The 14409-nt window shown below is 68.9% G+C and carries 14 protein-coding genes; 2 read left to right on the plus strand and 12 right to left on the minus strand.

The genetic code is table 11. The features are described from left to right. Nucleotides 1-16: 16 nt before the first annotated feature. The 11 genes from LRF89_RS05435 to LRF89_RS05485 form a co-directional block, all read right to left on the minus strand. Entirely contained in the window at nt 17-586 is a 570-nt protein-coding gene (locus tag LRF89_RS05435) for an isochorismatase family protein (RefSeq protein WP_201172837.1), read from the minus strand. Next, on the minus strand, nt 583-1122 hold the full coding sequence (locus LRF89_RS05440; protein ID WP_201172839.1) for a Slp family lipoprotein: 540 nt from the start codon (nt 1120-1122) through the stop codon (nt 583-585). Before LRF89_RS05440 ends, LRF89_RS05435 begins: the two co-directional genes overlap by 4 nt. Continuing rightward, nucleotides 1122-1697 carry a Slp family lipoprotein gene (locus LRF89_RS05445; protein WP_238633505.1) on the minus strand — a complete coding sequence of 192 codons (576 nt, stop codon included), beginning with the start codon at nt 1695-1697 and terminating at the stop codon, nt 1122-1124. Before LRF89_RS05445 ends, LRF89_RS05440 begins: the two co-directional genes overlap by 1 nt. Nucleotides 1698-1745: 48 nt before the next feature. Further along, the gene (locus tag LRF89_RS05450; protein WP_238633504.1) at nt 1746-2666 is read right to left on the minus strand and encodes a metal ABC transporter permease; all 921 of its coding nucleotides are present in this window, start codon (nt 2664-2666) and stop codon (nt 1746-1748) included. Then, a complete protein-coding gene (locus LRF89_RS05455; protein WP_201242327.1) occupies nt 2666-3484 on the minus strand; it encodes a metal ABC transporter ATP-binding protein in 819 nt (272 codons plus the stop codon). The genes LRF89_RS05450 and LRF89_RS05455 overlap by 1 nt, the downstream gene beginning before the upstream one ends. An 11-nt stretch (nt 3485-3495) precedes the next feature. Continuing rightward, a complete protein-coding gene (locus LRF89_RS05460) occupies nt 3496-4458 on the minus strand; it encodes a metal ABC transporter solute-binding protein, Zn/Mn family (protein WP_238636698.1) in 963 nt (320 codons plus the stop codon). A gap of 217 nt (nt 4459-4675) precedes the next feature. Further along, nucleotides 4676-6271, minus strand: coding sequence for a glucose-6-phosphate isomerase (pgi, locus tag LRF89_RS05465; protein WP_238636699.1), 1596 nt, complete (start codon nt 6269-6271; stop codon nt 4676-4678). A gap of 82 nt (nt 6272-6353) precedes the next feature. Further along, nucleotides 6354-7697: a UDP-glucose dehydrogenase family protein gene (locus tag LRF89_RS05470; RefSeq protein ID WP_201172875.1), complete on the minus strand. Its 1344-nt coding sequence runs from the start codon at nt 7695-7697 to the stop codon at nt 6354-6356. A 30-nt stretch (nt 7698-7727) separates the two neighbouring features. Next, entirely contained in the window at nt 7728-8738 is a 1011-nt protein-coding gene (locus LRF89_RS05475) for an SDR family NAD(P)-dependent oxidoreductase (protein WP_201242323.1), read from the minus strand. A gap of 86 nt (nt 8739-8824) precedes the next feature. Beyond that, the gene (locus LRF89_RS05480) at nt 8825-9445 is read right to left on the minus strand and encodes a methyltransferase (RefSeq protein ID WP_201172999.1); all 621 of its coding nucleotides are present in this window, start codon (nt 9443-9445) and stop codon (nt 8825-8827) included. Between the two features lie 89 nt (nt 9446-9534). Continuing rightward, complete coding sequence (locus LRF89_RS05485) at nt 9535-9987, minus strand: hypothetical protein (RefSeq protein ID WP_201172883.1); 453 nt, start codon at nt 9985-9987, stop codon at nt 9535-9537. Between the two features lie 185 nt (nt 9988-10172). Between LRF89_RS05485 and LRF89_RS05490 the strand changes: the two genes are divergently transcribed. Continuing rightward, nucleotides 10173-10697 carry a hypothetical protein gene (locus tag LRF89_RS05490; RefSeq protein ID WP_238636700.1) on the plus strand — a complete coding sequence of 175 codons (525 nt, stop codon included), beginning with the start codon at nt 10173-10175 and terminating at the stop codon, nt 10695-10697. Between the two features lie 169 nt (nt 10698-10866). Here the strand turns inward: LRF89_RS05490 and ssb are convergent, their stop codons facing one another. Then, nucleotides 10867-11349 carry a single-stranded DNA-binding protein gene (gene ssb, locus LRF89_RS05495; RefSeq protein WP_201172894.1) on the minus strand — a complete coding sequence of 161 codons (483 nt, stop codon included), beginning with the start codon at nt 11347-11349 and terminating at the stop codon, nt 10867-10869. A gap of 228 nt (nt 11350-11577) precedes the next feature. Here ssb and uvrA point away from each other — a divergent pair, with 228 nt between their 5' ends. Next, the gene (gene uvrA / locus LRF89_RS05500) at nt 11578-14400 is read left to right on the plus strand and encodes an excinuclease ABC subunit UvrA (protein WP_201172904.1); all 2823 of its coding nucleotides are present in this window, start codon (nt 11578-11580) and stop codon (nt 14398-14400) included. The last annotated feature ends 9 nt before the right edge of the window (nt 14401-14409 follow it).

A 14409-nucleotide genomic window follows, 5' to 3' on the forward strand; every position in this document is an offset into this window, starting at 1 on the left:
GGCCGGCTCCTCTGCTTCAAGATCGGGCGGCGGGCTGCCAGCCTTCGCGCAGCCGCGGTAACAGCCGCCGGAATGCCTCGGTGCCGGCGCATTGCAGCCACTCGAAGGCCACCATCTCAGCCCCCGCCACCACCACACCGGCCTGGCGCATGCGGGCCAGGGCGAGCTCGCGATCCGCGGGCCGGCGCGAGCCGACCGCCTCGGCGACGGCGAAGACCTGGTGACCGGATTTTTGCAAACCCAGTGCCGTCTGCAGGACGCAGACGTGGGCCTCCGTGCCGGCGATGACCACCTGCTCCGGCAGGCGGATACCGGCGGCTTCGGGGTCGCGGGTCCAGGCGAAGTGCATCTTGGTATGACGCCGGGACGCCGGCACCGAGCGGGCGAGCGCCGCAACGGTCGGGCCGAGGCGTTCCGGATACTGCTCGGTCGCGTGGACGGGCTGGCCGAGCTCGTGGGCGACCCCCGCCAGCCAGTCCGCGGCGGCGACCACCTGCTCGCCGCCATCGATGGCCGGCAGCAAACGCTCCTGGAGATCGATCAGCAACAGAGCGCTGCGCGCCGGGTCGATCAGCGTATCCGTCATCGCGAGAACATCACTCCCACACCAAAGCGAACCTGCGGCTGGCTCCTGGTGGCCGTCGCCGGTGGCCAGAGGTGGACGTCCTCGGTGGCGACCACCGGATAGGTCAACGCCTGCTCACCCACCCGTCCGGTGCGTAGGGCATCCACCGCACCGCGCACCGTGATCAACCGCCCGGGGCGGTAGTCGGCGCTCTCCAGGAAGCCCGGGTAATCCACTAGGAAACGCCCCTCGGGCGAGGCCGCCGTGCGGGGTCGCTGGGCGCGATCCAGCGGGTACCCCACCACCTCGAGCCGGGTCGTCTCTTCCAAGTGTTCCACCTGGAGGATACGCCCTGCCCAGAGGACCTGGCTACCGATGACTGCCTCGCCGGCGGCAGCGGCCTCGCGCGCGGTCAGATCGGCCATCAGGTCATCATTACGCTCGAAGGGCGCCCCGGTGGCGCAGCCAAAAAGGGCTACGCCTGCCACCGCCGCCAGCAGGAGCCAGCGCGCCGCGCGGGCAGGGGACCGTCCCAGGGACAGCGCCACGGCAACCATCACCAGTACGGCCGCCGATAGGGCCCGTAGTAGTAGGGATACCCCGGATGGCGGTACCAGGGATCGCCATACCAGGGGTCGTACCACGGATCGTAGCGATAGGAGCGCGGCGTGGTGCGCTTGGGATCGGCCGGCTCCTGCCAGAGGTGATGGGCTTGGACCGCTACCACCGGGTAGGTGTAAGCGTACTCCCCGATGGCCCCCTTCACGGTCCCATCCAGGGAACCGGAGACGGTGAACTGCCGGCCGGGCGCGTAGAGGGTCGGCTCAAGAAAGCCGTCCACCCGCGCCAGGAACCGCCCCTCGGTGCGGTCGGCATCGCGCGGCTCGCCGCCGCGGCGCAGGGGACGCTCGACGATCTCCAGCCAGGTGGCGTCGGCCTCGTTGCGCACCTCGACGATCTCCCCGCCCCAGCGCACCCGCTCGCCGTCGTGGGCGCTGGCGCCATCCGCACGCACCTGGGCTAGGGAGGGGGCTTCGTCCGGAGCAGTGCGTACCGGGTCGGGCACGGTGCCCGCACACCCTAGCAACAGCCCGGCCGCCACCACCGGCAAAAGGATTCGGATGGACACCACGGCCACCTCCCTGGGAACGGGCTTGTCCCCCCTTAGTATACAAAGCCGCTAGCCGGCAGCCAGCGCCCGCCAGCGGCGCACCCACCGCGGCAGCAGGCCGTGACGGGGGGCAACCAGCAGCGCCACCAGGAACAGCGTTGCGGAAACCAGCACCATCGCCCCGCCCGAGGCGACGTCGAAGTGGTAGGCCAGATAGAGCCCCACGACCGCGGCAGTGACACCACAGAAGGCGGCCAGGACGATCATGCGGGTCAGCCGGTCGGTGAGCAGGTAGGCGGTCGCCCCCGGCGTGATGAGCATGGCCACCACGAGGATGATGCCCACCGTCTCCAGGCTGGCGACGATGGTCAGGGTCAGGAGCAGGATCAGGCCGTAGTGGATCACGGCCGTATTCATGCCCAACGCCCGGGCGTGGATCTCGTCGAAGGTGTAGGCGAACAGCGCCTTGTAACCCAAGGCCACGGCCAGCAGCGCGATCACACCGGCGCCCAGGGTGAGCAGCAGCGCCGCGCGGTCCACACCCAGCACGTTGCCGAAGAGCACGTGCATCAGGTGGGTGGAGGTGGCCACCTGGCTGATGATCACCACCCCCAAGGCAAACGCCGCCGTGAACATGATGCCGATGGCGGTATCGGACTTCAGGCGGGTGGTCCGCTCGATGAAGCCGATCCCCAGCGAGGTCAGCGCGCCAGCCAGGAAGGCGCCGATGAAGAACGGCCAGCCGAGCAGGTAGGCGATGGCCACCCCGGGCAGCACCGCATGGGAGATGGCATCCCCGAGCAGGGCCCAGCGCTTGAGGACCACGAAGCAGGAGAGCACCCCGCAGACCAGCCCGACGGCGATGGCGGTGAGCAGGGCGCGCTGCATGAACTGATAGCTGAACGGCTCGGCCAGCGGCTCGGGCAGCAGACCCACAACGGCCATCAGTCCAGCCAGCAGGAAGTCGATCACGGCCTCCGCCCACGCCATCAGTCCGCCTCCTGAAGCCCACGGGCGAAGAGCGGATCGGCGGCACGCAGAAGCGAGCGCTCGTCGGTCATGACCTCTTCCGGAGGCCCCGAGGCAATCACCGAACGATTGAACAGCACCAGCCGATCGGCGTGGCGCCGCGCCCCGGCGATGTCGTGGGTAACCAGTACCACGGTTCGACCGGCGGCACGCAGATCGCGCAGCACCTCGAAGATCAGTGCCTCGCTGGAACGGTCGACCCCAACCAGCGGCTCATCGAGGAGCAACAGCCGCGCCTGCTGCGCCAGGGCACGCGCGAGCAGCACGCGCTTCTTCTGCCCCCCGGAGAGTTCGCTGATGTGCCGGTCGGCCAGCTCCGCCATGGCCGTCGCCGACAGCGCCTCGGCCACCGCCTCGTGGTGCTCCGCCCCAAGCAACCGCCGCGGCAGCCAGCGCTGCACGCCGGAGCGGCGCAGACTCGGGTAGCGGGCCGAGAAGATCACGTCACGCACCGAAGCGGGGAAGTCCCAGTCGAGGGTCTCGTGCTGCGGCATGTAGGCCACGTCCCCGGCACCGCGCGCCTGACCGGGCGCCCGACCGCCGATGCGGATGCGCCCGCAGCGCGGCCGGATCAGGCCCATGATCAGCTTGAGCAGCGTGGACTTGCCGGCACCGTTGGGGCCAACGAGGGCCACCAGCTCACCGGCGGGAATGCGCAGATGGGCATCCGCCACTGCATCCACGCCGTGATAACCGGCACAAAGCCCCTCGGCCTCGATGGCCGCGACGCCTTCACCACGCCCCGCCCCCGCCGCTGGTCTACCCGCGTGATCCGCCAAACCGCCCCGCCCTACTCCGTCAGCGCGCGGACGATGGTCGTCGCGTTGTGGCGCATCAGCTGCAGGTAGCTGGCGGCCGGACCATCCGGTCCGCTGAGCGAATCGACGTAGAGGGGACCAGCGATCTCGGTGCCGGTCTCGTCGGCCACCGATCGGACGTGGCGATCCGAGATGGTGCTCTCCCAGAACACCGCTGCCGGCTGCCACTCGCGGACCCGGTCGATGACCCGCATGATCTGCCGGGGCGACCCCTCCTGCTCGGCGTTGGTGCCCCAGATCCCATCGTGCTCGAAGCCAAAGGCGTCGGCGAAATACGGGAAGGCCGCCTCGCTGGTGACCAGGAAGCGCCGCCCCTCGGGGACGGCCTCGAGGCGCTCCTTGAGCTCCTCGTAGAGCGCCTCCAGCTCGTCCCGGTAAGCGGCCGCATTGTCGCGGTAGACGTTCTTGCCCTCGGGGTCGAGCTCGATCAGGGCGTCGCGGATGGCATCCACATAGCCCTCGACGGCGCGCGGATCCATCCACAGATGCGGATCCGGATCGCCCTCAAAGTCGCCGGTACGGATCGGCAGGGTCGCATGACCAGAGCGCTCGGCCACGGCAATAACCGGCACGCCATCCCCGGCAGTGGCACGCACCTGGCGCATCCACTGCTCCAAGTCGTAGCCGTTGTAGAAGACCAAGTCGGCCCGCTCAAGATCCCGGAAGTTGCTCGGCTGCAGCTCCCACTCATGAACCTCGGCGTCCAACGGGGTGAGGCTGCTGACCGTCACCCGCTCCCCACCGACCTGCTCAACCAGGTCCGCCAGAATGGTAAAGGTGGCAGCCACACGCAGCTGCTCCGCGGCCGCGGCGCTCCATGGGATCAGCACCAAAGCGGCAGCTAGCCCCAGCAACCCGTGCCTAGCGCGGGCCACCCGCCAGCCACGCCTGCCCCCAGGCGTAACCGGCCCCTTCGGCTTGTCGATGTCTTTCATGCTGGTCAGTTTCCCTGCTGCGATCGCCCACGTCCAGCCACCCGCGCCGACGCCCGTGGCAGCCACAGCACGACTGATTGGCCGCCGGGCGGCGCGCACTGCGGGCGATCCGGCTACGGAGCGCGGTTGCGGGCTTCATGGCTACACCTTTGAACGCTTCTAATCTTTGATTCTTACTTTAGAAGCTCTCAAAAGAGATGTCAACACGCCCGCAGGGCTACGCCCCGGTACCCGGCGACCCGGCCCAGCGCAGCGCAAGACGGGTGGCGGCATCCGCCTCCGCAGGCGGTGGCGCCTCGCCGCGGGCAGCCGGTGCCAACTCCTTGGCCACACGCTTACCGAGTTCGACCCCCCACTGGTCGAACGGGTTGATCCCCCAGACGCTCGCCTGGACAAAGACCCGGTGCTCGTGCAGCGCGAGCAACCGCCCCAGCGTAAAGGCATCGAGCCGACGGAAGAGGACCAGCGTGACCGGTCGATTGCCCTCATAGCGGTGATGTTCGGCCTCCGGCCCTTCTCCCCGAGGGGCCTGCCCCTGGCACAGCGCCTGGACTTGCCCCAGGGCACTGGCCAGGTTCAGCCCGGCGTGGCGCCCGGGCAGCCCGCTCTCCTCCACCGGGACCAGAAACTCGGCGATCACCCGGCCGGTGCCCTGGTGCAGCCACTGGAAGAAGGAGTGCTGCCCGTTGATGCCCACCTCGCCCCAGCAACTCGTGCCGGTGGGGTAATCGACCGGCTGCCCGTCCCGCGTGACCGACTTGCCGAGGCTTTCCATATCCAGCTGCTGCAAATAGGCGGGCAACCGGCGCAGCCCCGGATGGTAGGGCAGCACCACATGCCCGGTGGCGCCGCGCAGGCTGATCTGCCAGACCCCGAGGAGCCCCAACAGCAGCGGGATGTTCCGCGCCGCCGGCGCACTGCGAAAGTGCTCGTCCATGGCGCGCATGCCGCGGCGCAACTCGTTGAAGCGTTCCATGCCGATGACCGCCGCCAGTGGCAACCCCATGGCCGACGGTAGCGAGTAGCGCCCGCCGACCCACTCCCAGATCCGGAAACGGCGCTCGGCGGGGATGCCGAACTCGGCCATGGCGGTATCGCTGGCCGAGATGCCGACGAACTGCTCAGGCACCGGACGCCCGGCCTCGGCTTCCAGCCACGCCCAGGCGGTCCGGGCGTTGGTCAGTGTCTCCAGGGTGGAGAAAGACTTGGAAGCGACACAGAAGAGGGTCTCAGCCGGATCGATACGCTCCCAGACAGCCGCCAGCTCGCGGCCATCGACCCCGGAGACGGTATGCAGCCGCAGCGGCTCGTCGCCATCGGCCAGGGCCTGGTGGGACATGGTCACTCCGGCCTCGGAACCGCCGATCCCGATATTCACCACATGGCGCAGCGGCCGGCCGTCGTAGCCACAGATCCCGCCCCCGCGCAGCGCCTCAACGAAGGCGCCCATGCGCCTCAGCTCCTCGTGGACCGCCGGGATCACGTCCTCGCCGTCCACCCTCACGCAGGCGTCGGGACTGCTGCGCAGCGCCGTGTGCAGGGCCGGCCGACCCTCCGACTCGTTGACCGTCTCTCCCGAGAACAGCGCCTCGATGCGCTGGGGCAGCCCGCGCTCCTCGGCCAGGCGCAGCAGCCGCTCCCAGGTGGCATCGGTGAGCGGGTGGCGCGAAAGGTCCACGCGCAGATCGTCGTGGTCCAAGCAGTACCGCTCGGCGCGTCCCGGATCGGTCTCAAGGAGCGCACCGGCGTGCCCGGCATCATCCTGGTCAAGCAACTCTTGCCAGACCGGAGAGTGCGTCAGCGCGGTCGTCATGCACGGTCCATCCTCTATCGCCTCACACACCCTCGGTCATCGAGGCAGCCGCCGCCGGTTTCAAGCCCCGCGGCACCCCCGCCTAGAGGGGGCGGCGGATGCTCTCGCCCCGCCCCATACCGTAGTAGGTAAAGCCGAGGGCCTCCATCATCGATGGCGGGTAGACGTTACGCCCGTCGAACACCACCGGTTGGCGCAGGGCATCGCGGATACGTTCGAAATCAGGGCTGCGGAAGACCTGCCACTCGGTGCAGACGATCAGCGCATCGGCGTCCTCCACGGCATCGTAGAGGTTGTCGCAGAGTTCCAGGTCCTGGCGGTTGCCGTAGACGCGCTCGGCCTCATCCATCGCTTCGGGGTCGTAGGCCTGCACCCGCGCGCCGGCTTCCCAGAGCGCCTCCATGACCACACGGCTGGGGGCCTCGCGCATGTCGTCGGTATTCGGCTTGAATGCCAGCCCCCAGAGACCGAAGGTACGCCCGGCAAGATCTTCCCCGAAGTGGGCGTGCAGCCGACGCACCAGCAACCGCTTCTGCCGGTCGTTGACGTTCTCCACCGCCTCAAGCAGCTCGGGCCGGTAGTCGTACTCGTGGGCGGTGTGTGTCAGTGCCTTGACATCCTTGGGGAAACAGGAGCCGCCGTAGCCACACCCCGGGTAGATGAAGTGGTAGCCGATCCGCGGATCGGAGCCCATCCCCACCCGAACCTGCTCGATGTCGGCCCCCAGGCGCTCGGCCAGGCTAGAGAGCTCGTTCATGAAGCTGATCTTGGTCGCCAACATCGCGTTGGAGGCGTACTTGGTCAGCTCCGCGGCGCGCACATCCATGGTCAGCAGCCGGTCGTGGTTGCGGTTGAACGGGGCGTAGAGGGCCTTCATCAACTCGCCGGTGCGCGGATTGTCGGTGCCCACGATGATGCGGTCCGGCTTGACGAAGTCGTCGATGGCCGCCCCCTCTTTGAGGAACTCAGGGTTGGAGACGACGTCGTACTCGAGCTGCTCCCCACGGGCGGCGAGCTCCTCGCCCAGGGCGGCGCGCACCCGGTCCGCCGTGCCCACCGGCACGGTGGATTTGTTGACCACCACGCGGTAGTCGTTCATGTGCTGACCGATGCTGCGGGCCACGGCGAGCACATGCTGCAGATCCGCCGAGCCGTCCTCGTCCGGCGGCGTGCCCACGGCGATAAACTGGAACAGCCCGTGGTGAACCCCTTCGGCGGCGTCGGTGGTAAAGCGCAACCGGCCCTCCTCCTGGTTGAAGGAGAGCATCTCGTCGAGTCCCGGCTCATAGATGGGAACCTCGCCGCTCCGAAGCTGCGCCACCCGTTCCGCGTCGATATCAACACAGACGACATCGTTGCCGGCATCGGCGAAACAGGTCCCGGTAACCAGACCCACGTAGCCGCTGCCGAAGATCGTGACCTTCATGATTCACTCCACTCCATGAGGGGCCTGCTCTCAGACCCCGTAAAACGCTCGATACCAGGCCACAAACCGCGGCAGCCCCTGCTCGAGTTCCGTGCGGGGCTGCCACCCCGTGGCGGCGGTCAGATCGTCGATCTCAGCACACGTCGCGGCCACGTCCCCCGGCTGCATGGGCAGCTCCCGGCGCTCCGCCCGGCACCCGCAGGCCTGCTCGAGCACCGCGATGAAATCCTCGAGGGCCACCGGCCGGTGATTGCCGATATTGTAGACCCGGTAGGGGGCATTGCTGCGCGCCGGGTCCGGAGCATCGGTGGAGAATGCCGGGTCCGGCTCCGGCAGGGTGTCCATCACGCGCAGGACGCCGTCGACAATGTCGTCGATGTAGGTAAAGTCACGGCGCATGCGCCCGTAGTTGTAGACCTCAATAGGCTCCCCGGCGAGGATCGCCCGTGTGAACTTGAAGGGCGCCATGTCCGGGCGCCCCCAAGGGCCGTAGACGGTGAAGAAGCGCAGGCCGGTCACCGGCAGGCGATAGAGGTGCGCATACGTGTGCGCCATCAGCTCGTTGGACTTCTTCGTGGCCGCATAGAGCGAAACTGGATGGTCCACGTTGTCGTGGACCGAGAACGGCATGCGCGTATTGGCGCCGTAAACCGAACTCGACGAGGCGTAGACCAGGTGCCCGGCGTCGTGGTGGCGACAGCCCTCGAGGATGTTGCCGAAGCCCACCAGGTTGCTGTCCAGATAGGCGCGCGGATTGTCCAGCGAGTAGCGCACCCCGGCCTGAGCGGCCAGATGGATGACGCGATCGAAACGCCCCTCGCGGAAGAGCGCGTCGATACCCGCGGCATCGGCGAGATCGACGCGGGCGAAGTAGAAGTCCCCGCCGCAGCGGCGCAGCTCGTCGAGGCGCGCCTGCTTGAGGGTGACGTCGTAGTAGTCGCAGAGGTTGTCGATGCCGACGACCTGATGGCCCGCCTCGATCAGCTGCCGGGCCACATGCATGCCGATGAAACCGGCCACGCCGGTGACGAGGATTCGCACGGGTATCCTTCCTCTCGCGCAGATGGACCGGGGATCAAACGGGCTCTAGCGTACCCGACGCCCCATGCGCCGTACAGGGCGGTGGCTCAGGTACCCGACGCGTCGCCCCCCGGCCGGGCCAGCACCAAACAGGAGGCGCGCCCGCCGTGCTCGGCGAGGGTTTCGAAGCGCTCCAGCTCGAGGCCAGCGGCCCGGAGCTGGGCCCGGAACGGCTCCTCATAAGTCACGCGCCCGAAATCGATGCTGGTCAGGCGCCTGAGCATGGGCTTGAGGCGCTCGAGCCACGGAGCACGCCGCCGCTGGATGGTCTGGGTGAACACCAGGCGTCCTCCCGGACGCAGGAGCTTGCAGCCGTGGCGCAGGGCCCGCTCCGGCTCCGGCAGGAGCATGAAGCTGGCCGAGAAGTAGACCGCGTCGTAGGGCCCGCCATGATGGTCGTAGACGGACTCGTGGCGAAGCGTGACCCGATCGGCCACCGCGGAGGCGGCAACCCGGCGGCGGGCCCGCTCGATGTAGTCGCCGTCGATATCGACCCCGGTCACCCGCAGATCCCGCTCGCGCAACTGCCCGGCGTTGGCCAGCAAGGCGCCTGCCGTCCCGACGCCGACATCCAACACATGCGCCCCCGCCGGCAGCTGCTCAAGCACCGCCGCGTACCAGCGGGCGGTAAGCCGGAGGATCAAGGCGTCGTAAACGGCACTGCGGATGCCTCGCATGGGGGGCCTCACGGGTGGCGGCTGACTGCTGCGGGCCGGCGAGCGCCCGTACCGGACCGCCGCGCCGACCGCCCGGGATCCTACCAGATCCGCCACTCGCCCTGATCCGTCCGCACCAGTTCCAGCTCGTCCTTATGCTCCATGGTGCTGCCCGGCTCCACCTGGCCGGCCTGGCGCAGGGCGAACCCCCACAGCGAGAGGACCATCTCCAGGCTGTCCAGCGGCGTATCGGTACTGAAGGCCCGGTCGCCGAAGGCCCCGGGATCGCGCAACAACTCGACACCATCCTCGGTGATGGCCACCTCCTTGCGCACGCGGATCAGGTAGGAGCCGTCGTCGCGCTCGTGGGTGGAGACCAGCTCGAAGTCCACCAACTCGAAGACCTTCACGTCGCCGAGGTAGAGCTCGGAGTCGTCCTCGAACAGCAGCTCGCGAACCTCCTGCTCGGTGGGGCCGGACTGGCCGCGCTCGCAACCGGCGGCCAGCAGCGCCAGGACCAGGATCAAAACGGACCAGCGAATGCACCGCTTCATGCTCATCTCCTCCAGAGGAACCCAAACCCGTACCGATGCGTGATCGCCCAGGATCGCACCGGCGACGCGCATCCGACAGCCGAGCCAAAGGCGCACGGCTCGCCGCCACCCCCTAGCGTAGTGGCATACTGGCCCGGCCCGCGGGACGGAACCCCGCCGGCCAACCCGAGCCGCCAGGAGCGAGGATGGAACACCTGCACCCCGAGGAGCTGATCCGGACCGGTTCGCGCATCGTGGAGCGGCTGCGCCAGCGTAGCGTCTGCGTCCCCATCCCGGAGCGCGCCATGGCGCGCACGGTCACCGGGGTCCGGGACCCCAGCCTACGCCACCTGGCCCTGCGCATCCGCCAAGGTGGGCGCATCGTGGTCAGCGGCGAGAAAAGGAAGGGGGTGTGGATCCCCTTCTCGGTGACCTTCATCGCCGTGGCGCCACCGCCGGGGACCGCCGGTCCCTGCGTAGAGCTGCACCTCGAGCGCACCACGCCCTTCTTCGCTGCCCCCTTCGTCCTGAAGGCGCTCGGCCGCATGCCCGAGATGGAGATCATCGGCGCCCGGGCCCGCGTGCACATCCACCGGTGGCTCGATCAGCAGGAGTGGTCCGGCCCGCTGCCCACAGGCGTCTTCAACCGGGTCTGTGTCACGGAGGTACGCACGGACGCCGCGAAGCGCCAGCTGCTGGTCACCCTGTCCCTGACGGAATCCGGCCAGTAAGCGGGGCCTGCACCGCACGCCCGGCAACGCGGGCGAGAGAACCCGGGGCTATCAACCAAGACCGTTGTTGACGCTCGAAAGCGGGGTAAGCAGAGGCGGAGCGCCCGCCCGATGGGGGCGCTCCAGCCTTGGGATCCCAGAGTTCTTTACAGAACCTGGTGTATGTACCTCAAAACGGGATGTCGTCGTCGAAATCCGCCGGCGCCTCCTGCATGCCGCCGCCGCTACCGCCGCTGCCGCCGCCGGCGTCCCCCGCTGGGGCCTGGGCCGGGCGCTGCTCGCCGCCGCCCATCGGGGCACCACCACCGCCGCTTCGGCTGTCGAGCATCTGCATCTCGTTGGCGACGATCTCCGTGGTGTAGCGGTCCTGGCCATTCTGATCCTGCCACTTGCGCGTCTGCAGGCGCCCCTCGATATAGACCTTGCTGCCCTTGCGCAGATACTCGCCGGCGATCTCGCCAAGCCGGTTGAACATGACCACGCGATGCCACTCGGTGCGCTCCTGCTGCTCACCGGTCTGACGGTCGCGCCAGGTATCCGAGGTTGCCAGGGCGAGATTGGCCACCGCGCTACCCGACGCGGTATATCGAACCTCGGGGTCCCTCCCCAGGTTGCCGATCAAGATGACCTTGTTGACACCTCTGCTGGCCATGGCCGTGCTCCTCCAAAAAAAATGCTTTACTGAACAGTGGGATCGAGAACCGCTGGGCGGTCGGGCGAGCAGGGTGCACACCCTCCTTGTGCGTCACCCCGCAGGTGGCCTCAATGTAAAGGTTTTGCCGGCACGGCGAAACCGACCCCCTTGGCACCGGCAACCTGACAGGATGCCGGCGGCGCGATACCGTAGAGGGTTCGCCCGCTATCCCGCGTCGAGAGCAGCATGGACCATATCCGCATCCGCGGCGCCCGCACCCACAACCTCGATAACCTGGATATCGACATCCCGCGCAACCGCCTGGTGGTGATCACCGGGCCCTCGGGTTCCGGGAAGTCGTCGCTGGCCTTCGACACCCTGTACGCCGAAGGGCAGCGGCGCTACGTCGAGTCCCTCTCGGCCTATGCGCGGCAGTTCCTGTCGATGATGGACAAGCCCGACGTGGACCACATCGAGGGTCTCTCCCCGGCGATCTCCGTGGAGCAGAAGTCGGCGTCCCACAACCCCCGTTCCACGGTGGGCACCGTCACCGAGATCCACGACTACCTGCGCCTGCTCTTCGCCCGCGCCGGCACCCCCTACTGCCCCGAGCACCAGGTGGCGCTGGAGGCGAGCAGCGTCTCGGAGATGGTCGATCGCATCCTCGCCGAGCCCGCGGGCACCAAGATGATGCTGCTCGCCCCGGCAGCCGACTGGCACCCGGACGAACAGCAGCGCACGCTGGAACAGCTGCGCAGCCAGGGCTACATCCGCGTGCGGATCGACGGCCGGGTCGTCGAGCTCGACCCGCTACCCCAGCTCGATGGGGACTGCAAGCACGACATCGAGGCGGTGATCGACCGCTTCCGCGTGCGCGACGACCTGGCCGGGCGGCTGGCCGACTCCATCGAGACGGCGCTTCGCATCGGCGAAGGCGTCGTACGGGCCGCCTGGATGGACGCGCCCGAGCGCGAGCCGCTGGCCTTCTCCGCGCAGCCGGCCTGCCCGCAGTGCGGCCACGCGGTGGAGCCGCTGGAGCCGCGCATGTTCTCGTTCAACAACCCGGAAGGCGCCTGCCCGACCTGCGACGGCCTGGGGACACAGCACTTCTTCGACCCGGAGCGGGTGGTCAGCCGCCCCCAGCTCACGCCCGCCGAAGGAGCGATCCGCGGGTGGGACCGGCGCAACCTCTACTACTTCGCCATCCTGGAGGGGCTGGCCGCGCACTACGGATTCAGCCTCGAGACCCCGTGGGCCGAACTGCCGGAGCCGACCCGCGACTGCATCCTCTACGGCTCGGGGGACGAGCCGATCACCTTCCGCTACCCCGGCCGCAACGGTCACACGGAGCGGGTCCACCCCTTCGAAGGTGTCATCCCCAACCTGGAGCGACGCTTCCGCGAGGCCGACTCCGCCACGGTGCGAGAAGAGCTGGGCCGCTTCATGGCGCAACGCACCTGCCCGGAGTGCCGCGGCGGACGGCTCAACAAGCGCGCCCGGAACGTGCGGGTGGAGGGCTACAACCTGCCAGAGATCGCGGCGCTGCCGATCCATGTTGCCCGCGAGCGTGCGCGGGCCCTGGAGCCGGAGGGCGCCCGCGGGGCCATCGCCCGGCCAATCCTCGAGGAGATCCGGCAGCGTCTCGGGTTCCTGGAGGATGTGGGGCTGGGCTACCTGACCCTCGACCGGGCGGCGGAAACGCTATCCGGCGGGGAGGCCCAGCGCATCCGCTTGGCCAGCCAGATCGGCGCCGGCCTGGTGGGAGTGCTCTACGTCCTCGACGAACCCTCCATCGGGCTCCACCCCCGTGACCACGGCAGGCTACTCGACACCCTGCGCCGGCTCCGCGATCTGGGCAACAGCGTCATCGTGGTCGAGCACGAGCAGGATGCCATGCGCGCCGCCGATCACATCATCGACATGGGGCCCGGAGCGGGCGTCCACGGTGGCACGGTCGTGGCCGCGGGCCCGCCACAGGCGGTCGCCGAGCACCCGGATTCGGTCACCGGTGCCTTCCTCAGCGGCCGGCGCAGCATCCCGCTGCCGCAGCGCCGGCGACCGCCGGAGGACGAACGCTGGGTGCGGATCACCGGCGCCCGCGGCCACAACCTGCAGGACGTGAGCGCCGAAATCCCCGTGGGCCTGCTGACCTGCGTAACCGGGGTGTCCGGTTCCGGCAAGTCGACGCTGATCAACGACACCCTCTACCGCAGCGCCGCCCGCGATCTCAACGGCGCCCAGACCAGCCCTGCGGAGCACGACGGCCTCCAAGGGCTTGAGCACTTCGAGAAGGTGGTGGATATCGACCAGAGCCCCATCGGCCGGACGCCGCGCTCCAATCCGGCGACCTACACCGGGGTCTTCGGCCCGGTGCGCGAGCTCTTCGCGGCCACGCCCGAGGCACGGGCCCGTGGCTACAAGCCGGGGCGCTTCTCGTTCAACGTCCAGGGCGGGCGCTGCGAGGCGTGCCAGGGTGAGGGCGTGGTGCGCGTCGAGATGCACCTGCTGCCGGATCTCTACGTAGCCTGCGATAGTTGCCACGGCACCCGCTTCAATCGCGAGACCCTGGAGATCCGCTACCGCGGCTACACCATCCACGAGGTCTTGGAGATGACCGTGGACCAGGCCCACGACTTCTTCGAGGCGGTCCCCGGCATCCGGCGCAAGCTTGAAACCCTGCGCGAGGTGGGCCTGGGCTACCTGCGCCTGGGGCAGAGCGCGACGACCCTCTCCGGCGGCGAGGCGCAGCGCGTGAAGCTGGCCCGGGAGCTCTCCCGGCGCGAGCACGGCCGCAACCTCTACATCCTCGACGAGCCGACCACCGGGCTGCACTTCGCCGACGTGGAGCAGCTGCTGGCGGTGCTCCAGCGCCTTTGCGACCACGGCAACACAGTGGTGGTGGTCGAGCACGATCTGGACATCATGCGCTGCGCGGACTGGATCATCGACCTCGGCCCGGAGGGGGGCGACGGCGGCGGGCAGGTCTTGGCGGCCGGCCCGCCGGAGACCGTCGCCACCGCAGAGGCATCCCACACCGCCGCCTACCTGGGCCCGCTGCTCGGCGGCTGAGCGGCCCGG

It is taken from the genome of Halorhodospira sp. 9621, assembly GCF_022228055.1.
Taxonomy (GTDB): domain Bacteria; phylum Pseudomonadota; class Gammaproteobacteria; order Nitrococcales; family Halorhodospiraceae; genus Halorhodospira; species Halorhodospira halophila_A.

Coding starts and splice junctions, on each gene's coding strand:
- LRF89_RS05435 (WP_201172837.1), bottom strand. CDS start 586: ATGACGGATACGCTGATCGACCCGGCGCGCAGCGCTCTGTTGCTGATC.
- LRF89_RS05460 (WP_238636698.1), bottom strand. CDS start 4,458: ATGAAAGACATCGACAAGCCGAAGGGGCCGGTTACGCCTGGGGGCAGG.
- pgi (WP_238636699.1), bottom strand. CDS start 6,271: ATGACGACCGCGCTGACGCACTCTCCGGTCTGGCAAGAGTTGCTTGAC.
- LRF89_RS05470 (WP_201172875.1), bottom strand. CDS start 7,697: ATGAAGGTCACGATCTTCGGCAGCGGCTACGTGGGTCTGGTTACCGGG.
- LRF89_RS05440 (WP_201172839.1), bottom strand. CDS start 1,122: ATGGTTGCCGTGGCGCTGTCCCTGGGACGGTCCCCTGCCCGCGCGGCG.
- LRF89_RS05450 (WP_238633504.1), bottom strand. CDS start 2,666: ATGGCGTGGGCGGAGGCCGTGATCGACTTCCTGCTGGCTGGACTGATG.
- uvrA (WP_201172904.1), top strand. CDS start 11,578: ATGGACCATATCCGCATCCGCGGCGCCCGCACCCACAACCTCGATAAC.
- LRF89_RS05485 (WP_201172883.1), bottom strand. CDS start 9,987: ATGAAGCGGTGCATTCGCTGGTCCGTTTTGATCCTGGTCCTGGCGCTG.
- LRF89_RS05490 (WP_238636700.1), top strand. CDS start 10,173: ATGGAACACCTGCACCCCGAGGAGCTGATCCGGACCGGTTCGCGCATC.
- ssb (WP_201172894.1), bottom strand. CDS start 11,349: ATGGCCAGCAGAGGTGTCAACAAGGTCATCTTGATCGGCAACCTGGGG.